Source organism: Wenjunlia vitaminophila DSM 41686 (assembly GCF_000380165.1).
Classification (GTDB): domain Bacteria; phylum Actinomycetota; class Actinomycetes; order Streptomycetales; family Streptomycetaceae; genus Wenjunlia; species Wenjunlia vitaminophila.
Map to the genome: position 1 here is coordinate 17,918 of NZ_KB904647.1, position 22,017 is coordinate 39,934.

A 22,017-nucleotide genomic window follows, 5' to 3' on the forward strand; every position below is an offset into this window, starting at 1 on the left:
TCGGGAGGCCGGGTCAGCCGCGCCCTCGGAGTGAAGCCTGCGCCCGGACCTGCCAGGGGTCGGGCGCGCACGAATCCTATAGAGAGTAACGCGTCCGGGGACCTGTTCCTCCACGGCGCCCCCCGCACCCGGGTCGGACGGGTCAGCTCGGCGCCTGCTCCTCGCCCTCTCCGGCCAGGCGGCGGCGCAGCCGCTCGACGACGTCCGCGTAGCGGGCCTCCGTGCCGTACCGCGTCGGCTGGTAGTAGCGCCTGCCGTGGACCGCGTCCGGCGCGTACTGCTGGGCGGCCACGGCGCCCGGCACGTCGTGCGGGTACTGGTAGCCCCGGCCGTGTCCGAGGCTGTTCGCGCCGCGGTAGTGGGAGTCGCGCAGGTGGGTCGGGACCGGGCCGGCGAGCCCCTTGCGGACGTCGGCCAGCGCGGCGTCGACGGCCAGCACCGCCGCGTTGGACTTCGGGGCCAGGGCCAACGCGATGGTGGCCTGGGCCAGGGTGATCCGCGCCTCGGGGAACCCGATCATCTGCACCGCCTGGGCCGCGGCGACCGCGGTCTGCAGCGCCCCGGGGTCGGCAAGCCCGATGTCCTCGCTCGCCGAGATCATCAACCGGCGGGCGATGAACCGCGGGTCCTCTCCCGCCTCCACCATCCGCGCCAGGTAGTGCAGCGCCGCGTCCACGTCGGAACCCCGGATGGACTTGATCAGGGCACTGGCCACGTCGTAGTGCTGGTCGCCGGAGCGGTCGTAGGTCACCGCCGCCCGGTCCACCGCGGTCTCCAGGGTGGCCAGGGAGATCGTCGTCTCGCCCTTGGCCAGCGCCGCGCCGGCCCCCGCCTCCAGCGCCGTCAACGCGCGCCGTGCGTCCCCGCCGGCCACCCTCAGCAGGTGCTCCTCGGCGTCCGGGGCGAGCGTGACCGCGCCGTCCAGGCCCCGCCCGGCGGACAGCGCCCGGTGCAGCAGCCCCCGCAGGTCCTCGTCGGTGAGGGACTCCAGGGTGAGCAGCAGCGAACGGGAGAGCAGCGGGGAGATCACCGAGAAGTAGGGGTTCTCCGTGGTCGCCGCGACCAGGGTCACCCAGCGGTTCTCCACCGCGGGCAGCAACGAGTCCTGCTGGGCCTTGCTGAACCGGTGGATCTCGTCCAGGAACAGGACCGTGTCCCTGCCGTAGCCGCCGCTGTCCCGCCTGGCCGCCTCGATGACCGCTCGGACCTCCTTCACCCCCGCGGTGATCGCGGACAGTTCCACGAAGCGACGGTTGGTGACGCGGCTGACCACGTGGGCCAGGGTGGTCTTGCCGGTGCCGGGCGGCCCCCACAGGATCACCGAGGCAGGACCCGCGGGCCCGCCCTGCGGCTCGGCGACCAGGCGGCGCAGGGGCGAGCCCTCCTTGAGCAGGTGCCGCTGCCCCACCACCTCGTCCAGGGTGCGCGGGCGCATGCGGACGGCCAGGGGGCTGCGGCCGGGCTCCTTCTCCGCGCGGGCCTCTGCCGCGGCGGTGAACAGGTCGGGTTCCACACCGGGAAGCCTAGGACACCGGACCGACTACCTGACCGGGCCGACCGGGGGCCGGCTCACAGCAGGGTGCGCCAGTAGGACCAGAAACGGGTCAGGATCAGCATGGCGATCGCCAGGTACCAGGTGAACGTGATCAGCCAGTGGAACTCGGACGCCACCGCCAGTGCCCGCCTGCCGCGCGCGCCCAGCGGGATCACGTCCGTCCGGAGGTTGTGCAGGGTGACGTAGACGAACATCGGGATGGTGGCGGCCCAGGCGACCATGCAGTACGGGCAGAGCGCCCCGATGGTGTACAGGGACTGGTAGATGAGCCAGTGGATGAAGCAGACGCCGAAGAGGGTGCCGAGCTGCACCCCGCCCCAGAACCACCGGCGGAACCTGGCACCGGCCAGCAGTGCGGCACCGACCAGGGCCACCATGGCGTACCCGGCGAGCCCCATGAACATGTTGGCGAAGCCGAACGCCTGCGCCTGGTCGGTCTGCATCACCGAGCCGCAGCTCAGCACCGGGTTGATGCTGCAGCTCGGCACGTAGGACGGGTCCTCGAGCAGCTTGATCTTCTCGATGGAGAGCACGAACGCCGAGAGGAGACCCACCGATCCGGTCACCACCAGGAGCCAGGCGAAGGCACGCCCGGCGCCGATCGTCGGGGCGGCCGGCTCCTGGTCGGTGACCGGGGCAGTGTCCAGCGTGGTGGTCGTCATCCGCCACCTTCCGTTCTCCGTGTGAGCAGTCCCACCCTGCCCAACGGTAACGCCCCCGGTGAGGTGCCGGCCCGAGGGCAGTTCACCCCCGGGAGTGACGGGCCCCGCCACGGCACCGGTCGTCCGCCGGCGTCGTGGCGGGGCCGTCCCGCCGATCGGGGACTAGTCCCCTGCGACCTTGGTCGCCGCGTCCTGCGGCCGGGCGTCCACCCCGGCCTCCCGGCGCTGTGCCGGGGTGATCGGGGTGGGCGCCCCGGTCAGCGGGTCCCCGCCGGTCGAGGTCTTCGGGAAGGCGATCACGTCCCTGATCGTCTCCACCCCGGCGGCGAGGGCCACGATCCGGTCCAGGCCGAAGGCGATGCCGCCGTGCGGTGGCGGACCGTAGTTGAACGCCTCGAGGAGGAAACCGAACTGCGACAGGGCCTCCTGCTCGGACAGGCCGATCGCTGCGAACGCCCGCTGCTGGACCGCGCGGTCGTGGATGCGGATCGAGCCGCCGCCGATCTCCGAACCGTTGAGCACCAGGTCGTAGGCGTTGGACAGGGCGCTGCCCGGGTCCTTGTCGAAGGTGTCGAGGCTCTGCGGGCTGGGCGCGGTGAACGGGTGGTGCAGTGGCGTCCACCCGGCGAACTCGCCCTTGTCGTCCTCCACCGCCTCGAACATCGGGAAGTCCACGACCCACAGGAACGCCCAGGCGGACTCGTCGATCAGGCCACAGCGCCGGCCGATCTCCAGCCGGGCGGCTCCCAGCAGCTCCAGCGACGGGGTCCTGCGGCCGGCGGCGAAGAAGATCGCGTCGCCCGGGGCGGCACCGGCCGCCTCGACCAGCCCGGCCAGGTGTTCCTCGGAGAGGTTCTTGGCCACCGGCCCGCGCAGCTCCCCGGTCTCCGCGTCCACCAACACGTACGCGAGGCCCCTGGCGCCGCGGGCCCGCGCCCAGTCCTGCCAGGCGTCCAGCTCCTTGCGGGTCTGGGTGGCACCGCCGGGCATCACCACCGCGCCCACGTGCTCGGCCTGGAACACCCGGAACGAGGTGCCGCCGAAGTACCCGGTGAGGTCCACCAGCTCCTGGCCGAACCGCACGTCCGGCTTGTCCGAGCCGTACCTGGCCATGGCCTCGGCGTAGGTGATCCGGGGCAGCGGGCGGGGCACCTCGTGCTGGTGCACCTCCCTCCAGACCCGCGCGATGACCTGTTCGCCGACGTCCAGCACGTCCTCCTGCTCGGCGAAGGACATCTCGACGTCGAGCTGGGTGAACTCCGGCTGCCTGTCGGCGCGGAAGTCCTCGTCCCGGAAGCAGCGAGCGATCTGGTAGTAGCGCTCCATGCCGGCGACCATGAGCAACTGCTTGAACAGTTGCGGGGACTGCGGCAGGGCGTACCAGCTACCGGGCTGGAGCCGGACCGGCACCAGGAAGTCACGGGCGCCCTCGGGGGTCGACCGGGTGAGGTACGGCGTCTCCACGTCGAGGAAGCCGTTCTCCTCCATCACCGTGCGGATCACGTGGGTGATCTTCGAGCGCAGCCGCAGGGCCCGCGCGGGGCCCTCCCGCCGCAGGTCGAGGTAGCGGTACTTCAGCCGCACCTCCTCGTTGACCGAACCCGGCTCGTACTCCGCCACGGGGAACGGCAACGGAGCCGCCTCGGACAGCACCGTGAGGTCGGACACGACCACCTCGACCGCGCCGGTGGGCAGTTCGGGGTTCTCGTTGCCCTCGGGGCGGATCCGCACCTCGCCGGCGACCTTGACGCAGTACTCGGCGCGCAGCCCGTGCACGGAGTCCAGGTCCCGGACGACGACCTGCACCGTTCCGGAACCGTCCCGCAGGTCGAGGAACGCGACACCCCCGTGGTCCCGGCGCCGGGCCACCCACCCGGCGAGCGTCACGGTGGTGCCGGCGTCGCTCGCGCGGAGCGCCCCGGCGTCATGGGTGCGGATCACTGCAACTTCTCCTTGATCGTGGTGATGAGGGCGTCCAGGGCCACGGGGTGCTGCTCGCCGCTGTCCAGGTCCTTGAGCTGGGCGACGCCGTCGGCCAGGTCCCGTTCGCCGGCGACGACGGCAAGCCGCGCCCCCGAGCGGTTGGCGGACTTCATCGCGTTCTTCAGGCCCTTGCCGCCGTAGGCGAAGTCCGCGGCGACGCCGGCCCGGCGCAGCTCGGTGAGGACACCGAACAGCACCCGCCTGGCCTGCTCCCCCACCGGCACCGCGAAGACCTCCACCGGGGAGGGTGGTTGCGGCGTCACGCCTTCTGCCTGCAGCGCCAGCACGGTGCGGTCCACCCCGAGGGCCCAGCCGACCGATGGCAGGGAGGGACCGCCGAGGAGTTCGGACAGGCCGTCGTAGCGACCGCCGCCCCCGACCGCGGACTGCGCGCCGAGACCGTCGTGGACGAACTCGAACGTGGTGCGGGTGTAGTAGTCCAGGCCCCGCACCAGTGCGGGGGCGTCCTCGAAGCCCACCCCGGCGGCGCCGAGCAGGTCGCGGACCTGCTCGTGGTACGCCTTGCACTCCTGGCACAGGTGGTCGCGCATGAGCGGGACGCCCTCGAGCAGGGCCCGCATCGCGGGGCGCTTGTCGTCCAGCACCCGCAACGGGTTGATCTCGATCCGGCGGCGGGTGTCCCCGTCGGGGTCGATCGCCTCGAGGTCGAGGCCGCGGAGGAACTCCTGGAGCGCGGCCCGGTAGGCGGGGCGGCAGTTGGCGTCGCCCAGGGTGTTCAGGAGCAGCCGGACGTCGCGCAGGCCGAGTGACCGGTAGGCCTCCACGGCCAGCAGGATCAGCTCGGCGTCCAGGTACGGGTCCTCGGCGCCCAGGGCCTCGGCACCCACCTGGGAGAAGTGGCGGTAGCGGCCGGCCTGCGGGCGCTCGTAACGGTAGTAGGAACCGGAGTACCACAGCTTGACCGGGAGGCCACCGCGGTGCAGGTTCCGTTGGAGGGCGGCGCGCAGCACCGCCGCGGTGCCCTCGGGACGCAGGGCGAGCTCGGTGCCGCCCTTGGTGGTGAGGGTGTACATCTCCTTGGTCACGATGTCGGTGGACTCACCGACGCCCCGGGCGAACAGCGGGGTGTGCTCGAACGCCGGGGTCTCCACGTAGCCGTAGCCGGCGCGGCGCAGCGGTGCCGCGAGCGCCTCGCGGACCGCCAGGAAGACTTCGGAGTCGGGGGGGATCAGGTCGTAGGTGCCCTTGGGGCCTTGGAACGTGCTCACGGTGCAGACTCGTCACAATCCTCGTTGCGGGGGCGCCGGCTTGGGCTGCCCCTCCGCGTCGGCGGCCACCTGCCGCAGGTAGGGGTTGGTGGCGCGTTCGCGGCCGATGGTGGTCTGGGGTCCGTGCCCGGACAGCACCACGGTGGAGTCGTCCAGTGGGAGGCACACCCGTGCCAGGGACCGGAGGATCTCGAGGGGGTTGCCGCCGGGCAGGTCGGTCCGTCCGATGGAGCCGGCGAACAGCAGGTCGCCCGAGAAGAACACCTGGGGGACGTCCTGGTGTTCGGGCAGCCGGAAGGTCACCGACCCCTTGGTATGGCCGGGGGCGTGCGCGACGGTGAGTTCGATGCCGGCCAGGCGCAGCGTGTGGCCGTCGGTGAGGGTGCGGACGTCGCTCGGCTCGCCCACGGTGATCTCCCCCATCAGCCGGGCCCCGATGGCGCGGCCCATCGCCTTCGCCGGGTCGCTCATCATGTAGCGGTCCTCGGGGTGGATCCAGGCCGGGACGTCGTGTGCCCCGCACACCGGGACCACGGAGGCGACGTGGTCGATGTGACCGTGGGTGAGGAGGACGGCGACGGGCTTCAGCCGGTGCTCGCGGACCAGCTCGGCGACACCGGGGGCGGCCTCGTGCCCCGGATCAATGATCACGCACTCCTCGCCCGCGGCTGGGGCGACCAGGTAGCAGTTGGTCCCCCAGGCCCCGGCGGGGAACCCGGCAATGAGCACGTTCGTCCTCTGATCGTCGGTGGTGGCTCGTGAGGCTCAAGAGCCTACCGGCGGCAACGGGCCCATCGCGAACCAGATCGCGCGCCCCGTGCCTACACTTGTGCGCCGAACCGGCCGAGGCGGCCGATCCGCGGTGCGGAGCACACCGAGTGAGAAGGGGACCGAGTCGGTGGTCAGCAAGGAGCAGCGGCGACGGCAACTCGCCCGCGAGAAGTTCCAGCGCCAGCAGCAGCGGCGGAGCGCACAGCGGGAACGGGCGAAGCGGCGCAACGTCGTGATCGCCACCGTACTCGCCGTGGCCCTTGCCGCGGGGGCCGCGGCCGTCGCGGTGGCCGCCGTGGGCGGGGACGACGAGGGCACCGAGGCGAAGCAGTCCCCGTCCCCCTCCCCTTCCGCGTCCAGCGCGCCCCCCAAGAACCCGTGCGCCGAGCCGGCCAAGGGCACCCCCTCGACCAAGTCGTGGAAGGAGGAGCCGGCGATGAAGGTGAACAAGAAGGCCACGTACACCATGACGCTGGACACGAGCTGCGGCGAGATCGCCATGGAGCTGTATCCGGCCAAGGCCCCGCACACCGTGAACTCGTTCTCGTTCCTGGCCGGGCAGAAGTACTTCGACCACTCCCCCTGTCACCGCCTGGTCACCGACGGGATCTACGTGCTGCAGTGCGGCGACCCGGGCGGCGGCGCCGGACCGGGCACCCCCGGCTACACGATCCCCGACGAGAACCTGGACGACCCCTCCGTCAAGGGCGGGGTGTACCCGGCCGGCACGGTGGCCATGGCCAACCGGTACGACCGCACCACCAAGCAGGGCCGGAACACCGGTGGCTCCCAGTTCTTCCTGGTCTACCAGGACAGCGAGCTGCCCCCCGACTACACACCGTTCGGGAAGGTCACCGCGGGGATGGACGTGCTGAAGAAGATCGCTGAGGCGGGAACCCAGACCGGGATGCCGGACGGGGCGCCCAACGCCACGGTGGTCATCGACAAGGCGACGGTCGTGGCCCGCGAGGACTGAGCCGCGGGACCGGACGCTTCGGCGTGCGCCGGGCGGACCTGGCCCGGCGCACGGACCGGCGCCGGCCGCCGCGGGGCGGGTCGGCTCGGGGGACGGGCCCGCCGCACGGCACCGCCCGCGAGAAACTTCGGCCGTGCGGGATGCGGACAGCCCCACCGCCGTTCGCCTATGTTGGGCGTTGTGCAGGGCGTTCGTGCCGAAGACCCCTCCTGGTCCGTAGGGGGCGAGGAGGGCGGAACTGTGGACGATGGCCGTGTGGGGCACCACTCGGACATCACGTAGGAGGAGGCGCTGTGACCAGCGACCCATGGGGCCGCGTCGACGAACAGGGGACCGTGTACGTGCGTACGGCCGACGGCGAGCGTGTCGTCGGATCGTGGCAGGCGGGCTCCCCGAAGGAGGCCCTCGCCTACTTCGAGCGCAAGTACGAAGGACTTGCTGTCGAGATCGGCCTCCTCGAGCGGCGGGTGCAGACCACTGACCTGTCGCCGAAGGACGCACTGGCCGCGATCGAGCACCTGCGTGCCACGGTGGACCAGGCCCACGCGGTGGGCGACCTGGCCGCCCTGGCCAAGCGGCTCGACGCGCTGGTCAGCGTGGTCGAGGAGCGGCGGGAGGAGCGCAAGGCACTCAAGGCCAGGGCGACCGACGAGGCCCGTCGGGCCAAGGAGGAGCTGGTCGCGGAGGCGGAGCAGCTCGCCGCGAGTGACCAGTGGCGGGTGGCCGGGGAGCGGCTGCGGGCCCTGGTGGACACCTGGAAGGGTCTGCCGCGGCTGGACCGCAAGAGCGACGACGAGCTGTGGCACCGGTTCTCCCACGCCCGTTCGGCGTTCTCCAAGCGCCGCAAGGCACACTTCGCCTCGCTGGACGCCCAGCGCGAGGAGGCGAGGCGGCGCAAGGCGAAGCTGGTCACCGAGGCCGAGGCGCTGTCGGGCTCCACCGACTGGGGGCCGACCGCGGCCCGTTACCGCGAGCTGATGTCCGAGTGGAAGGCGGCCGGCCGGGCCCAGCGGGAGGCCGAGGACGAGCTGTGGAACCGTTTCCGCAGCGCTCAGGACGTCTTCTTCCAGGCGCGGTCGGAGACCTTCGCCGAACGGGACGCCGAACAGCGGGAGAACCTGACCCGCAAGGAGGAGCTGGTCGTCGAGGCGGAGAAGATCCTGCCGGTCACCGACCTCAGGGCGGCCAGGGCGGCGTTCCGTTCGGTCAACGAGCGCTGGGAGCAGATCGGCCATGTGCCGAGGGACGCCAGGCCCCGCATCGAGGCCCGGCTGCACGCCGTGGAGCGGGCCATCCACGAGGCGGAGGAGGCCGAGTGGCGGCGCACCAACCCTGAGGCAAGGGCCAGGGCCGAGGGTCTGACCGGCCAGTTGCAGGCTGCCGTGGACAGGCTGCGTTCCCAGGTGGAGCAGGCCCGCGCCGCGGGCAACGACGCCAGGGCAGCCAAGCTCGAGACGGAGCTCATGGGGCGCCAGGCCCTGCTGGAGCAGGCCCAGAAGGGCCTGCAGGAGTTCAGCGGCTGAGCTCCGGGGGCTGGCCTCCGGGCAGGGGCTTTCGGCCCCTGCCCGGAGGCCGGCCGACAGCAGGGCTCCGCCGTGGAGTTCGGCGGCGGAGCGCAGCGGGCGCGGACCGCGCCCGTCGGGACGGCCGTTCGAGAGGGACGAGGGATTCGTGACGGAGTACGTGCTGCGCCCGGTCGGGCGGGTCGAGTCGGAGCTGACCGACCGGGCGGCAGCGCCACGGCAACCCGACGAGGGAGCCCCCGACGCCTGGCTGGTCTTCGACGACCGGTACCTGCCCGCCCTGGACGGCCTCACCCCGGGCGGCGACGTGCTCCTGCTCACCTGGCTGGACCGTGCCGACCGCGACACGCTCGCCGTCCGCCCGCGCGGTGACGCCGCCCGCCCAGTCACCGGGGTCTTCGCCACCCGCGCCCCCGACCGCCCCAACCCGATCGGGCTGCACGTCGTCCACGTCCTCGCCGTGGCGGGGCCCCGCGTCCACGTCCGCAACCTCGAAGCCCTCGACGGGACCCCGGTCCTGGACGTCAAACCCCTGCTCACCGCGGACCGCTGACGGGCGTCTCCAGGGGACCCGCCGGCACCGCCCCCCCGGGGGGACCGGAGGCGCGCGGCGCGTGGGTCAGCGGGCCCGGGCGGAGGTGACGCGGTACACGTCGTAGACGCCCTCCACCCCGCGCACCGCCTTCAGTACGTGACCCAGGTGCTTGGGGTCACCCATCTCGAAGGTGAACCGGGAGGTGGCCACCCGGTCCCGGCTGGTCTGCACCGCCGCGGACAGGATGTTGACGTGCTGGTCGGACAGGACCCTGGTGACGTCGGACAGCAGCCGGGACCGGTCCAGCGCCTCCACCTGGATGGCGACCAGGAACACCGAGGACTGGGTGGGGGCCCATTCCACGTCGATGATCCGCTCTGGCTCCTGGGCGAGCGAGTCGACGTTGACGCAGTCGGCGCGGTGCACGGACACGCCGTTCCCCCGGGTCACGAAGCCGATGATCGGGTCGCCCGGCACCGGGGTGCAGCAACGGGAGAGCTTCACCCAGACGTCGTCGGTGCCCTTGACCACCACGCCGGGGTCACCCACCGGGCGGCGCCGCCGGCTGCGCGGGGACGGGGTGGTGACCTCGGCGATGTCCTCGGTGGCGCCCTCCTCGCCGCCGAGCGCCTGCACCAGCTTCTGCACCACGGTCTGCGCCGCGACGTGCCCCTCGCCGATCGCTGCGTACAGCGCGGAGATGTCGGGGTACCGCATCTCGTGGGCCAGGGTGACCAGCGAGTCACCGGTGAGGACCCGCTGGATCGGCAGGTTCTGCTTGCGCATCGCCCGCGCGATGGCCTCCTTGCCCTGCTCGATGGCCTCTTCGCGGCGCTCCTTGGAGAACCAGGCACGGATCTTGTTCCGGGCCCGGGGGGACTTGACGAAGCCGAGCCAGTCCCGGCTGGGCCCCGCCCCGGCCGCCTTGGAGGTGAAGACCTCCACCAGGTCGCCGTTGTCCAGGGTGGACTCCAGCGGGATGAGCCGGCCGTTGACGCGCGCCCCGATGGTGCGGTGACCGACCTCGGTGTGCACCGCGTAGGCGAAGTCCACCGGGGTGGCGCCGGTGGGCAGCGCTATGACGTCACCCTTGGGTGTGAAGACGAAGACCTCGTTCCTCGACAGGTCGAAGCGGAGGGACTCCAGGAACTCGCCCGGATCCTCGGTCTCCTTCTGCCAGTCCAGGAGCTGGCGCAGCCACGCCATGTCATTGACCGTGTCGCCCTTGTCACCCTTGCGCGGCGCCCGCGGGGTGTCGGTGCGCACCTTGGAGGCCCCGGCGACCGCCTCCTGCTTGTACTTCCAGTGCGCGGCGATGCCGTACTCAGCGCGACGGTGCATGTCGAAGGTGCGGATCTGGAGCTCGACCGGCTTGCCGCTGGGCCCGATCACCGTGGTGTGCAGCGACTGGTACATGTTGAACTTGGGCATCGCGATGTAGTCCTTGAACCGGCCGGGGACCGGGTTCCACCGCGCGTGGATGGTGCCGAGTGCGGCGTAGCAGTCCCGGACGCTGTCCACCAGGACCCGGATGCCCACCAGGTCGTAGATCTCCGCGAAGTCCCGCCCCCGCACGATCATCTTCTGGTACACGGAGTAGTAGTGCTTGGGACGCCCGGTGACGGTCGCCTTGATCCTCGCCGCCCTCAGGTCCTGCTGGACCTGGTCGGTGACCACCGCCAGGTACTCGTCGCGCTTGGGCGCCCGTTCGGCGACCAGACGGACGATCTCGTCGTACATCTTGGGGTAGAGGATGGCGAACGCCAGGTCCTCGAGCTCCCACTTGATGGTGTTCATCCCCAGCCGGTGCGCCAGCGGGGCGTAGATCTCCAGGGTCTCCCTGGCCTTCTTCTCCTGCTTGTCCCGCTTGAGGTACCGCATGGTGCGCATGTTGTGCAGCCGGTCCGCCAGCTTGATCACGAGCACCCGGGGGTCCCTGGCCATGGCGACGACCATCTTGCGCACCGTCTCGGCCTGCGCGGCCTCACCGAACTTGACCTTGTCCAGCTTGGTGACGCCGTCCACCAGCAGGGCCACCTGCTCGCCGAAGTCCCGACGCAGCGCGTCCAGGCCGTACTCGGTGTCCTCGACCGTGTCGTGCAGCAGGCCGGCCATCAGGGTGGCCGGGTCCATGCCCAGCTCGGCGAGGATCGTGGTGACGGCGAGGGGGTGGGTGATGTACGGATCCCCGCTCTTGCGCTTCTGCCCGCGGTGCCAGCGCTCGGCGACCTGGTAGGCCCGTTCGAGTTGCCGCAGGTCGGTCTTGGGGTCGTTGCTGCGAACGATGCGCAGCAACGGCTCGAGCACCGGGTTGTACGGGCTGCTGCGCTGGACGCCGAGGCGGGCGAGACGGGCCCGGACACGGTTCGAGGACGGCTGGCGGGTCACCGACGCGCCGGTCAGTGCCGGCCGGGCGCGGGCGGCGTCCAGCGACCGGGCCGGTTGGGGTCCGCGGTCCAGGGCGGGGTGCTCCCGGGCGGAACGCTCAGGGACCTGGCGGTCCTGGGTGCCACGGCTCTGGACGGCACGCTCCGGGGCGGTCCGTCCGGGCGGGTTGGGACCACCGGTGGCGCCGGGCGCCGGATGCTGCCTGCCACCGGCTTCCGGCGTCGTCGGTGCCACGGGCTGGGCCTTGTCGGGCAAGGGAACTCCTCCTCGGCCCCTCCCGCTGTGGGCCCGCGGGAGGGAGGGTCCGGTTCTCCATGGTAGCGATCGAGGACGGAAAAGCGCCTGTGGTGCTCCGGGGTGCCACGACAGCGGGCGCCCGCCGGGGGCGCCCGCTGCGCAGGAGAACTGCCCGACGGGGTCGGACGGTCACGGTCAGACGGTGACCAGCGCCTCCAGGGGTGCCCCGGCGAGCACCGTCTCCAGGCGGGTCCTGCCCTGGAGGAAGGCCAGCTCCATCAGCACCGCCAGCGCGGCGACCTCGGCCCCGGCGCGCCGCACCAGCTCCACCGACGCCTCGGCGGTACCGCCGGTGGCCAGCACGTCGTCGATCACCAGGACCCGTTCACCGGGCAGGAAGGCGTCCCGCTGGACCTCGATCTCGGCGGTGCCGTACTCCAGGGCGTACGCCTGGGACAGGCACTCCCCGGGGAGCTTGCCGGCCTTGCGGACCGGGACGAAACCCACGTCCGCCCGTACCGCCACCGGCGCCGCCAGGATGAAGCCGCGGGCCTCCAGGCCCACCACCTTGTCCACCTGGTGCCGCACGGCCAGCGCGGCCAGCGCCTCCACCAGGGCCGTCATGGCCGCGGCATCGGCGAGCAGCGGGGTGATGTCCTTGAAGACCACGCCCGCGCGCGGGTAGTCCGGGACGTCCCGGATGCGGCTGGTCAGCAGCGTGCCCAGGTCCACGGGGACCGGCTGGCCGGTGGTTTCTGTGGCGCTCATCGTCCCCCCTCAGCGTCGCTTCCCGGACGGTCGGTTCCTGCTGCGACCTCGGTTGACCGGCTGCCGGCGCTGCCCCCGCTGCGGCCCCACTCCGGCGGTCGCCGTCGGTGGCTCGGCGTCCTCGGGGCCCTTGGCCAGCGAGATCGTCTCCAGCTCGCCGGCCGGCCCGTCCTGGGAGTCGCCCTGGTCCTTGCCCTTGGCCCGGTCCGAGGCGCGGCGGGCGGCGACCCGCCTGGCCAGGTCCTTCATCTCCGGCTGCTGTTCCTTCAGCCAGGACATCAGCGGGGTGGCGATGAAGATCGACGAGTAGGCACCCGCGGCGAGGCCGATGAACAGCGACAGTGCGATGTCGTTGAGCATGCCGGCCCCGAGCAGGCCTCCGCCGACGAAGAGCAGCGCACCCACCGGCAGCAGCGCCACGATCGAGGTGTTGATCGAGCGGATCAGGGTCTGGTTCAGGCCGAGGTTGGCCGCCTCGGAGTAGGTGAAGCGGCTCTGACTGGTGATGTTCTTGGTGTTCTCCTTGATCGTGTCGAAGACGACCACGGTGTCGTAGAGCGAGTAACCGAGGATCGTCAACAGACCGATCACCGTGCCCGGCGTCACCTCGAAACCCACCAGGGCGTAGACCCCGACGGTGATGGTGAGGTCGTGGATCAGGGCGAGCAGGGCACCGAGCGCCATCCGCCACTCGAAGGCGATGGCCAGGTAGATCACCACCAGGACCAGGAAGATCCCCAGGCCCTGCCACGCCTTGCGGGAGATCTCCTTGCCCCAGCTCGGGCCGATCACCTGGGCGTCGACCTGCTCGACCTTGATCCCGAGGTCCTTGGCGAACTCCTTCTTCGCGTGGTCCGCCTCGGCAGTGTCCAGCTCGCTCATCTGGACGCGCAGCTTGTCGTTGCCCAGCTTCTGCACGATGGCGGTGTGACCGGTGATCTCCTCGGCCGCCTTCCTGGCGTCCTCCTGGGAGATCTTCTGGTCGTTCTTCTGGACGGTGAAGACCGCGCCGCCGGAGAACTCGATGCCCATCCTCAGACCGGGGGTGATCAACCCCACGATCGCGGCCACGGTGATGACCAGCGAGAGCACGAACCAGCGCTTCCGCTTCCCGACGAAGTCGTAGGAGACCTCGCCGCGGTACATCCGCTCGCCGAGACTGCCCAGCCGGGACATCAGGCCTCCTTCAGGGGGGTGATGGGACGGCGTCGGCCGCGGATCGGCGCCGGAGCGCCCAGCCGCGTCGGATCGAGCCCGGACCACTTGTGGCCCTGGCCGTAGAACCGGGTGCGGGCCAGCAGGGTCATCATCGGCTTGGTGAACAGGAAGACCACCGCGACGTCGAGCAGCGTGGTCAGGCCCAGGGTGAAGGCGAAGCCCTGCACCTTGCCCACCGAGACGATGTAGAGGACCGCGGCGGCGAGGAACGACACGAAGTCCGACACCAGGATGGTGCGCCGGGCGCGCGGCCAGGCCCGCTCCACCGCCGGCCGCAGCGAGCGGCCCTCACGGATCTCGTCCCGGATTCTCTCGAAGTACACGATGAACGAGTCGGCGGTGATGCCGATGGCCACGATGGCACCGCAGACCGCGGGCAGGTTCAACGCGAACCCGATGCCGGGACCGAGCAGCGTCATGATCGTGTAGGTCAGGATCGCGGAGACCCCGAGGCTGAGCACCGAGACGAAGGCGAGGCCCCGGTAGTAGGCCAGCGAGTACAGGATGACCAGCGCCATGCCGATGCCGCCGGCGATCAGACCGCCGCGGAGCTGGTCGCTGCCGAGCGCGGCGGAGACCTCGGTGACGTCCTCGGTGCGGAAGGACAGCGGGAGCGCGCCGTAGGACAGCACGTTGGCGAGGTCCTTGGCCTGCTGCTGGGTGAAGCTGCCGCTGATCTCGGCCCGGCCGCCGGCGATGCTCGAGGAGACCGAGGGGGAGGAGACCACGTCGCCGTCGAGGACGATCGCGAACCGGTTGTTGGGCTCGGCGTTCTTGGCCAGCTCGCCGGTGACGTCGGCGAACTTCTTGGAGCCCTTGCCGTCGAACTCGAGGTTCACCTGCCAGGTGCCCCGCTGCTGGTCGTAGGAGGCCTCGGCGCCGTCGAGGTCCGTGCCGTCCACGGCGGCCGGTCCCAGCGCGTACTTGTAGCCCTTGTCGTCACCGGTGCCACAGGCCACGATCGGCTGGTCGGGCTTGCCCAGCGGGGGCTTGCTGTTCTTCGCGCAGGTCACCGCGTCGAGCTGCTTCTGGAGCTCGGGGGTGACGGTGGTGTCCAGGCCGTCGGTGGCCGCGGGGGACGGGGTCGAGGAGCCCTTGTCCTCCGCCTTGGCGCTCTGCGACGGGGTGGTGCTGGGTGAGGCGTCGTCCTTGGTCAGGGCCTCGGAGACAGCCCGGCCCTGGGTGGTGGAGCTGGGGTTCGCCGACGAGCTCGAGCTCTCCTTGGCCTTCTCGCCCGCGTCCTTGGCGTCGTCGCCCTTCTTCGCGTCCTTGTCGGCGTCTGGCTTCTTGGTGGCCTTGCCCGACGTGCTCGCCGAGGGCGACGCGGCGGGTGCGGGATTGGCCTCGGTGATGGCCAGCACGGGGCGGAAGTACAGGCGCGCGGTCTTGCCGACCTGTTCCTTGGCCTGCTGCTCGTTGGTGCCCTTGGGGATGTTGACGATGATGTGCTTGTCGCCCTGAGTCTGGACCTCGGACTCAGTCACCCCGACCCCGTTGACCCGCCGCTCGATGATGTTGACGGCGGTTTCGAGGTTCGTCTTGTTGACCGCGTTCTCCTGACCTGGCTCGCTCTTGGCGGCCAGGGTGATGCTGGTGCCGCCGGCGAGGTCGATGCCCAGGCGCGGCGTGTGCTCCCCGGAGAGGAACATGCCCCCCACCAGCGCCACGATCGTCACCAGGATCACGGCCAGGGCGGTCCCTGGCCTCTGCTGGGAGCGGCCCTTCTTGGGTGCTGCCACCTTCTCGATTCTCCCTGTCCGAACCGCCCCGGGAGCGGGGGCTCACGGGGCGATCACGAAGTGTTGGTGCGGACCTGCTCGGCCGAACCTGAGCGACCGGCCGGCGTCTAGACGCCCGCAGGGCCCTCCTCGTCGTCCTTGCCGGCACGCCCGGCGTTCTTCCGGGACCCGGCGCCCGCCGGCTCGGACTCGTCCGGGTCCTCGTCCGCCGCGTCGTCCCGCACCTCGTCCTCGGCACCGTCATCGGCCCGGACCGCGGAGTCCTTGCCCAGGTCCACGGAGCCGAGGCCCGCCGGGCTGTCCGGAACGGTCAGTCCCTCACCGAGATCATCACTCGCAAGGGCCTCGTCCTCAATGGTGCCGTTGACGATCCGGTCATACTCGTCGTCCTCGAGGACCGCACCCACGGCGTTCTTGGCGAAGGTGGCGTGGACGCCGGGAGCCAGCTCGAGGACCACCGTGTCCTCTCGCGTCTCCTTGACGCGGGCGTACAGACCGCCGATCGTCCGTACCCCCGTCCCTGGCTGGACGCCCTCGCGGAGCTGCGCCGCGGCACGCTGCTTGTTCTTGGCCGAACGCGTCATCAGCCACATGGCGCCGACGAGCACGATGAACGGGAGGAGAGTGACGACGATATCCACGGTCAGGAAGTCCTTCACGGGGCCGCCCTAGGCGGCCGGTCTGTGGGGATGTGGGGGGACCGTCCGGTCAGGGGCGGCGTCGGCGGAGTCTAGGGGACTTCGCCGTCATAGAACAACGCCAAGCATCGCATCCCAGTTCCCCTGGGGGCGAGCCGGTGCGGCACCGTTCTCGGAGCGCGGCGGCGGGGGCCACCTCCGCGTCTTCTCCTCCCATGGTGTCACGGTTGGCCGAATAGTCCGCGCTGCGGCGCGGCGAGTCCCAGGTGGGCCCAGGCCGCCGGTGTGGCGATCCGCCCCCGGGGGGTGCGGGCGAGCAGCCCCTCGCGCACCAGGAAGGGCTCGGCCACCTCCTCGACGGTCTCGCTCTCCTCCCCCACGGCCACGGCCAGCGTGGACAGCCCCACGGGGCCACCGCCGAACAGCTTCAGCAGCGCCTCGAGCACCGCGCGGTCCAGCCGGTCCAGTCCGCGGGCGTCCACCTCGTAGATGTCCAGGGCCCGGGCCGCCACCTCCTTGGTGATCACACCGTCCGCCTTGACCTGGGCGAAGTCCCGGACCCTGCGGAGCAGCCGGTTGGCGATGCGGGGCGTCCCCCGGGACCGTCCGGCGATCTCCGCGGCCCCCTCCGCCTCGAGCGGCACGTCCAGCAACCTGGCGGAGCGGTGCAGCACCCGCTCCAGCTCGGCCGGGGCGTAGAACTCCATGTGGGCGGTGAAGCCGAAACGGTCCCGCAGCGGCGGCGGCAGCAGCCCGGCCCGGGTGGTCGCCCCGACGAGGGTGAACGGGGGGAGCTCCAGGGGGATGGCGGTGGCACCCGGGCCCTTGCCCACGATCACGTCCACACGGAAGTCCTCCATCGCCATGTAGAGCATCTCCTCGGCGGGCCGGGACATCCGGTGGATCTCGTCCAGGAACAACACCTCGCCCTCGGTCAGCGAGGACAGGATCGCTGCGAGGTCACCGGCGTGCTGGATGGCCGGCCCCGAGGTGATCCGTATCGGGGCGTTCATCTCGGCTGCGATGATCATGGAAAGGGTGGTCTTGCCCAGTCCTGGCGCGCCGGAGAGCAGCACGTGGTCGGCGCTCGCGCCCCGCTGCCTGGCCGCCCTGAGCACGAGCGAGAGCTGCTCCCTGACCCGCTCCTGGCCCACGAACTCGGCCAGGTCCTTGGGGCGCAGCGCCGCCTCCACCGCCTGGTCCTCCCGGTCGGCGGAGGGGGCCACCAGTCGCTCCCCGGGGGCGCCCGGCTGGCCCTGGGTGGTGTCGGATGCGGTGTCGTCCCAGTTCATGGTCGGTCTTTCGGTAGACGGAGCACGGTCGGTGCGGGGCTCGTCAGCGGGCGCGGCCCAGCCCTCGCAGTGCCAGCCGGAGCAGCGCCGAGACGTCGGGGGAGGCTCCCGAGGCCACCGCGGCGTCCGCCTCCGGGGCCACCGCGGCCACCGCCTCGTCGGCCTGCCTGGCCGGGTACCCGAGGCCGACGAGCGCGGAGTGGACCTGGTCCCGCCATCCCGCGGGGCCCGCGACGGCGACCGGCCGCCGGCCGGAGCCCACCGGGTCGCCGAGGCGGTCCTTCAGTTCGAGGAGCAGCCGCTGCGCCCCCTTCTTGCCGATGCCGGGCACCGCCGTGAGGGCCTTCTCGTCCCCGCCGGCGAACGCGGCGCGCAGGCCGTCGGGGGTGTGCACGGCGAGCATCGCCTGGGCGAGCCGCGGCCCTACCCCGCTCGCCGTCTGGAGCAACTCGAACACCTGGCGCTCGTCGTCGTCGGCGAAGCCGTAGAGGGTGAGCGACTCCTCCCGGACCACCAGCGAGGTGGGCAGGCGGGCGGTCTGCCCGACACGGAGGGTGGCCAGCGTGCCGGGGGTGCACTGCACCGCCATCCCGACACCGCCGACCTCGATCACCGCGGTGTCCGGGCCGACGGCCGCCACCCGGCCACTGACAAACGCGATCATGAAGGTGCTCCTGGGTGGGTCCTGGGTTGCCGGCCGCGCTGTTGGCCGGCACCGTACGACGGTGTGCCGGCAGGGGTCGCCGGGGAACGGGCGGCGGCCACCGCGGCGGCGAGCCGGCCGGTCGCGGTCCCGCGCCAGATGTGGCAGATGGCCAGCGCCAGGGCGTCCGCCGCGTCGGCTGGCTTGGGCGGCGCCGACAGCCTCAGGAGCCGGGTGACCATGGAGGTGACCTGCGCCTTGTCCGCGCGTCCCGTGCCGGTGACGGCGGCCTTGACCTCACTGGGGGTGTGTAGCGCCACGGGCAGCCCCCGGCGGGTGGCGCACAGCAGGGCCACGGCGCTGGCCTGCGCGGTGCCCATCACGGTGCGGACGTTGTGCTGGCTGAACACCCGCTCCACGGCGACGGCTTCGGGCCGCTGCTCGTCCAGCCACTGCTCGAGTCCCTGCTCGACCAACAGCAGGCGCTCCCCGATGTCGAGGTCGGCGGCGGTACGCACCACACCCACGGCGACCATGTGCAACGGCCGCCCCGGGGTGCCGTCCACCACGCCGACCCCGCAGCGGGTGAGCCCCGGGTCCACTCCCAGCACCCGCACGCTGACTCCCCCTTACCTTCCGCGTCCTCGCGCAGGCTACCGGCCGGCACCGACAGCGCCCCGGCACGCCACGGGGCCGGCGTGCCCTCGTGCACGCCGGCCCCGTGGAACGCCCGGCAGGTGGCCGTCCGTCATGTGGTGTCCCGGGTCGCGGTCAGGCGCTGATCTTCTCCATGATCTCGTCCGGCACGTCGAAGTTGGCGAAGACGTTCTGCACGTCGTCGCTGTCCTCGAGGGCGTCGATCAGCTTGAAGATCTTCCGCGCGCCCTCCTCGTCCAGCGCGACCTGCACGCTGGGCAGGAAGTTGGCGTCAGCGGAGTCGTAGTCGATCCCGGCGTCCTGGAGCGACTTGCGCACCGTGACCAGGTCCCCCGCCTCGCTGACCACCTCGAAGGACTCGCCGAGGTCATTGACCTCCTCGGCGCCCGCGTCCAGGACCGCGCCCAGCACGTCGTCCTCGGTCAGGTCGCCCTTGGGGACGATCACCACGCCCTTGCGGGAGAACATGTAGGACACCGAGCCGGGGTCGGCCATCGAGCCGCCGTTGCGGGTCATGGCCACCCGCACGTCGGAGGCCGCGCGGTTGCGGTTGTCGGTGAGGCACTCGATCAACATGGCCACGCCGTTGGGGCCGTACCCCTCGTACATGATGGTCTGGTAGTCGGCGCCGCCGGTCTCCAGACCGGAACCGCGCTTGACGGCCCGCTCGATGTTGTCGTTGGGGACCGAGCTCTTCTTGGCCTTCTGGATGGCGTCGTACAGCGTCGGATTGCCCTCCGGGTCACCGCCGCCGGTGCGGGCCGCCACCTCGATGTTCTTGATCAGCTTCGCGAAGAGCTTGCCACGCTTGGCGTCGATCACGGCCTTCTTGTGCTTCGTCGTAGCCCATTTAGAGTGGCCGGACATCAGCCTGTCTCCTTCGCGTCACCACTTGTCCAGTCGAACGGGGCGATCCTATCGGGACCGCACCATCTCCACGAACAGTCGATGGACGCGGTGGTCACCGGTCAGTTCCGGATGGAACGAGGTCGCGAGCAGCGGCCCCTGGCGCACCGCGACCACCCGCCCCTCGGCGGGTCCGCTGCCGACCCTGGCCAGCACCTCGGCCCGGGCACCCACCGACTCGACCCAGGGCGCGCGGATGAACACGCCGTGCACGGGGCCTCCGTCCACGCCGGCGAGGTCCACGGGGGCCTCGAAGGAGTCGTTCTGCCGCCCGAAGGCGTTACGCCGGACGATCATGTCGATCCCGCCGATGGTCTCCTGGTCGTCCCGGCCGTCCAGGATCTTGTCCGCGAGCATGATCATGCCGGCGCACGAACCGTACGCGGGCATCCCGGCCGCGATCCGTTCCCTCAGCGGCTCGAGCAGCCCGAACGCCACCGCCAGGTTGGACATCGTGGTGGACTCGCCGCCAGGCAGCACCAGGGCGTCCACCCCGGCGAGCTCCCCCACGCGGCGGACAGGAACGACCGAGGCACCGGCGGCGGCAAGGGCGGCGCTGTGCTCGCGCACGTCGCCCTGGAGGGCGAGCACGCCGATGACGGGGGTGGCGGACACGGGAGGGCACCTCTCAACACGGACTCGGGGCGGTGGAAGGGCGGTGGCGGTCCGGCGGCGGCCCCCCGGACGGGACGTCGGGGGGGGCCGTCCGGCCGGCGACCTCACCGACCGGAGCCGTTCCGACCGCGGTGGGCGGCCGGAACGGGCGCGCGGCGTTACCAGCCCCGGTTGGCGTAGCGCTGCGACTCCGGCAGCTCGTCGCAGTTGATCCCGACCATGGCCTCGCCCAGACCGCGGGAGACCTTGGCGATCACGTCCGGGTCGTCGTAGAAGGTGGTGGCCTTGACGACCGCCGCGGCGCGCTTGGCCGGGTCACCGGACTTGAAGATGCCGGAGCCGACGAACACGCCCTCCGCCCCGAGCTGCATCATCAGCGCCGCGTCCGCAGGCGTGGCCACGCCACCCGCGCTGAACAGCACCACCGGGAGCTTCCCGAGCGTGGCGACCTCCTTCACCAGCTCGTACGGGGCGCGGAGCTCCTTGGCCGCGGCGTACAGCTCGGTGTCGTCCAGGGTGGTCAGACGACGGATCTCGGAACGGATCTGCCGCATGTGGCGCACCGCCTCCACCACGTTCCCGGTGCCCGCCTCGCCCTTGGAACGGATCATGGCCGCGCCCTCGGCGATCCTGCGCAGCGCCTCGCCCAGGTTGGTGGCACCGCAGACGAACGGCGTGGTGAAGGCCCACTTGTCGCTGTGGTTGACCTCGTCGGCGGGGGTCAGCACCTCGGACTCGTCGATGTAGTCCACGCCCAGGGCCTGCAGGACCTGGGCTTCCACGAAGTGCCCGATCCGGGACTTGGCCATCACGGGGATGGAGACGGCCTTGATGATGCCGTCGATCATGTCGGGGTCGGACATCCGGGCAACGCCGCCGTCCCGGCGGATGTCGGCGGGCACACGCTCGAGGGCCATCACAGCGACGGCACCGGCATCCTCAGCGATCTTGGCCTGATCTGGCGTGACCACGTCCATGATCACACCTCCCTTGAGTTGCTCCGCCATGCCGCGCTTCACGCGCGCCGTGCCGGTCTCGGGGCTGTCGGACGAGGGGAGGGGGGACGCAGTGGACACGGTGTGACCTCACACTCAAAGACGAAAAGTCGACGACTCCATCGTAGAGCGCTCGCTCATGTGGCCGAATACAGCGGGGTCGGAGACTCATCATCCATCTCAAATGTCATGGGGAAGGGCGCATAACCAGCCAGCCGGAACCAGCGCACCAACCGGTGCCGGCGCACCGCCCTGGCCGCCCGCACCGAGTCGTTGTGGAAGCGCCGTGCCATGGGCACCCGGCGGACGGCGGCGGACAGCTCCCGGATCGCCTCCTCGCCCCCCGGGACCGAGCGCAGCGCCTCGAGCTGCTCCTCCTCGCCGAACACCGCCCGCATCGCCTGGCTCAGCTCGCTCTCCGCCACCTCACGCTGTTCGTCGTCGGCCTGCCGGGCGGCCTGCGCCGCCTGGTACAGCACGATCGAGGCGGCCGGGTCGAGCAGCCCGGAGGTGGCCACCTCCTGCGCCACCGAGGCCCGGCGCAGGAGCTGCGCGTCCAACGCCGCGCGGGAGGCGTCTATCCGCGAGTGCAGGCGGTCCAGGCGGCCAGCCGTCCAGCTCAGGTACACCCCGAAGGCGAGCACGACGATGACGATCAGGATCCAGGTGGTCACGTGCGCAGGCTAC

Annotated in this window: 20 protein-coding genes; 3 read left to right on the forward strand and 17 right to left on the reverse strand. The window is 71.5% G+C overall.

Annotated elements, in window-relative coordinates; genetic code table 11:
- Positions 1 to 142 precede the first annotated feature (142 nt).
- The 5 genes from A3IG_RS0103570 to A3IG_RS0103590 all read right to left on the reverse strand — a co-directional run bounded on the left by A3IG_RS0103570 (position 143) and on the right by A3IG_RS0103590 (position 6,158).
- Positions 143 to 1,513 carry a replication-associated recombination protein A gene (locus A3IG_RS0103570; RefSeq protein WP_018382171.1) on the reverse strand — a complete coding sequence of 457 codons (1,371 nt, stop codon included), beginning with the start codon at positions 1,511 to 1,513 and terminating at the stop codon, positions 143 to 145.
- A gap of 56 nt (positions 1,514 to 1,569) precedes the next feature.
- Complete coding sequence (locus A3IG_RS0103575; protein WP_018382172.1) at positions 1,570 to 2,217, reverse strand: vitamin K epoxide reductase family protein; 648 nt, start codon at positions 2,215 to 2,217, stop codon at positions 1,570 to 1,572.
- A gap of 162 nt (positions 2,218 to 2,379) precedes the next feature.
- Positions 2,380 to 4,158 (reverse strand): aspartate--tRNA ligase, encoded by a 1,779-nt coding sequence (gene aspS / locus A3IG_RS0103580; protein WP_018382173.1) that lies wholly within the window; start codon positions 4,156 to 4,158, stop codon positions 2,380 to 2,382.
- Entirely contained in the window at positions 4,155 to 5,429 is a 1,275-nt protein-coding gene (gene hisS, locus A3IG_RS0103585) for a histidine--tRNA ligase (RefSeq protein ID WP_018382174.1), read from the reverse strand. The genes aspS and hisS overlap by 4 nt, the downstream gene beginning before the upstream one ends.
- Before the next feature lie 12 nt (positions 5,430 to 5,441).
- Entirely contained in the window at positions 5,442 to 6,158 is a 717-nt protein-coding gene (locus A3IG_RS0103590) for an MBL fold metallo-hydrolase (protein ID WP_018382175.1), read from the reverse strand.
- 169 nt (positions 6,159 to 6,327) lie between these two features.
- Between A3IG_RS0103590 and A3IG_RS0103595 the strand changes: the two genes are divergently transcribed.
- The 3 genes from A3IG_RS0103595 (at position 6,328) to tsaA (ending at position 9,252) form a co-directional block, all read left to right on the forward strand.
- The gene (locus A3IG_RS0103595) at positions 6,328 to 7,176 is read left to right on the forward strand and encodes a peptidylprolyl isomerase (protein ID WP_018382176.1); all 849 of its coding nucleotides are present in this window, start codon (positions 6,328 to 6,330) and stop codon (positions 7,174 to 7,176) included.
- 293 nt (positions 7,177 to 7,469) lie between these two features.
- On the forward strand, positions 7,470 to 8,699 hold the full coding sequence (locus tag A3IG_RS0103600; protein ID WP_018382177.1) for a DUF349 domain-containing protein: 1,230 nt from the start codon (positions 7,470 to 7,472) through the stop codon (positions 8,697 to 8,699).
- Between the two features lie 148 nt (positions 8,700 to 8,847).
- Positions 8,848 to 9,252, forward strand: coding sequence for a tRNA (N6-threonylcarbamoyladenosine(37)-N6)-methyltransferase TrmO (gene tsaA / locus A3IG_RS0103605; protein ID WP_018382178.1), 405 nt, complete (start codon positions 8,848 to 8,850; stop codon positions 9,250 to 9,252).
- Between the two features lie 66 nt (positions 9,253 to 9,318).
- On the opposite strand, the gene A3IG_RS0103610 is transcribed toward tsaA, so the two are convergent.
- The 12 genes from A3IG_RS0103610 to A3IG_RS0103665 form a co-directional block, all read right to left on the reverse strand.
- Positions 9,319 to 11,877: a RelA/SpoT family protein gene (locus A3IG_RS0103610; protein ID WP_018382179.1), complete on the reverse strand. Its 2,559-nt coding sequence runs from the start codon at positions 11,875 to 11,877 to the stop codon at positions 9,319 to 9,321.
- Positions 11,878 to 12,054: 177 nt separating this feature from the next.
- The gene (locus A3IG_RS0103615; RefSeq protein WP_018382180.1) at positions 12,055 to 12,627 is read right to left on the reverse strand and encodes an adenine phosphoribosyltransferase; all 573 of its coding nucleotides are present in this window, start codon (positions 12,625 to 12,627) and stop codon (positions 12,055 to 12,057) included.
- A 9-nt stretch (positions 12,628 to 12,636) separates the two neighbouring features.
- On the reverse strand, positions 12,637 to 13,803 hold the full coding sequence (secF, locus tag A3IG_RS0103620; RefSeq protein ID WP_018382181.1) for a protein translocase subunit SecF: 1,167 nt from the start codon (positions 13,801 to 13,803) through the stop codon (positions 12,637 to 12,639).
- Positions 13,803 to 15,584, reverse strand: a complete 1,782-nt coding sequence (gene secD / locus A3IG_RS0103625; protein ID WP_018382182.1) for a protein translocase subunit SecD — start codon at positions 15,582 to 15,584, stop codon at positions 13,803 to 13,805. The genes secF and secD overlap by 1 nt, the downstream gene beginning before the upstream one ends.
- A 107-nt stretch (positions 15,585 to 15,691) precedes the next feature.
- Positions 15,692 to 16,225: a preprotein translocase subunit YajC gene (gene yajC, locus A3IG_RS0103630; protein ID WP_018382183.1), complete on the reverse strand. Its 534-nt coding sequence runs from the start codon at positions 16,223 to 16,225 to the stop codon at positions 15,692 to 15,694.
- Between the two features lie 218 nt (positions 16,226 to 16,443).
- Positions 16,444 to 17,514: a Holliday junction branch migration DNA helicase RuvB gene (ruvB, locus tag A3IG_RS0103635; protein ID WP_018382184.1), complete on the reverse strand. Its 1,071-nt coding sequence runs from the start codon at positions 17,512 to 17,514 to the stop codon at positions 16,444 to 16,446.
- 43 nt (positions 17,515 to 17,557) lie between these two features.
- Positions 17,558 to 18,178 carry a Holliday junction branch migration protein RuvA gene (gene ruvA / locus A3IG_RS0103640; protein ID WP_018382185.1) on the reverse strand — a complete coding sequence of 207 codons (621 nt, stop codon included), beginning with the start codon at positions 18,176 to 18,178 and terminating at the stop codon, positions 17,558 to 17,560.
- Positions 18,175 to 18,774 (reverse strand): crossover junction endodeoxyribonuclease RuvC, encoded by a 600-nt coding sequence (ruvC, locus tag A3IG_RS0103645; RefSeq protein WP_018382186.1) that lies wholly within the window; start codon positions 18,772 to 18,774, stop codon positions 18,175 to 18,177. The genes ruvA and ruvC overlap by 4 nt, the downstream gene beginning before the upstream one ends.
- Positions 18,775 to 18,928: 154 nt before the next feature.
- Positions 18,929 to 19,681 carry a YebC/PmpR family DNA-binding transcriptional regulator gene (locus A3IG_RS0103650; RefSeq protein ID WP_026219862.1) on the reverse strand — a complete coding sequence of 251 codons (753 nt, stop codon included), beginning with the start codon at positions 19,679 to 19,681 and terminating at the stop codon, positions 18,929 to 18,931.
- Between the two features lie 48 nt (positions 19,682 to 19,729).
- On the reverse strand, positions 19,730 to 20,335 hold the full coding sequence (gene pdxT, locus A3IG_RS0103655; RefSeq protein WP_018382188.1) for a pyridoxal 5'-phosphate synthase glutaminase subunit PdxT: 606 nt from the start codon (positions 20,333 to 20,335) through the stop codon (positions 19,730 to 19,732).
- A gap of 158 nt (positions 20,336 to 20,493) precedes the next feature.
- Positions 20,494 to 21,411, reverse strand: coding sequence for a pyridoxal 5'-phosphate synthase lyase subunit PdxS (gene pdxS, locus A3IG_RS0103660; RefSeq protein WP_018382189.1), 918 nt, complete (start codon positions 21,409 to 21,411; stop codon positions 20,494 to 20,496).
- A gap of 56 nt (positions 21,412 to 21,467) precedes the next feature.
- Positions 21,468 to 22,004: a membrane protein gene (locus tag A3IG_RS0103665; protein WP_018382190.1), complete on the reverse strand. Its 537-nt coding sequence runs from the start codon at positions 22,002 to 22,004 to the stop codon at positions 21,468 to 21,470.
- Positions 22,005 to 22,017 lie beyond the last annotated feature (13 nt).

Coding starts and splice junctions, on each gene's coding strand:
- A3IG_RS0103650 (WP_026219862.1), bottom strand. CDS start 19,681: ATGTCCGGCCACTCTAAATGGGCTACGACGAAGCACAAGAAGGCCGTG.
- A3IG_RS0103575 (WP_018382172.1), bottom strand. CDS start 2,217: ATGACGACCACCACGCTGGACACTGCCCCGGTCACCGACCAGGAGCCG.
- ruvA (WP_018382185.1), bottom strand. CDS start 18,178: ATGATCGCGTTTGTCAGTGGCCGGGTGGCGGCCGTCGGCCCGGACACC.
- secF (WP_018382181.1), bottom strand. CDS start 13,803: ATGTCCCGGCTGGGCAGTCTCGGCGAGCGGATGTACCGCGGCGAGGTC.
- ruvB (WP_018382184.1), bottom strand. CDS start 17,514: ATGAACTGGGACGACACCGCATCCGACACCACCCAGGGCCAGCCGGGC.
- A3IG_RS0103615 (WP_018382180.1), bottom strand. CDS start 12,627: ATGAGCGCCACAGAAACCACCGGCCAGCCGGTCCCCGTGGACCTGGGC.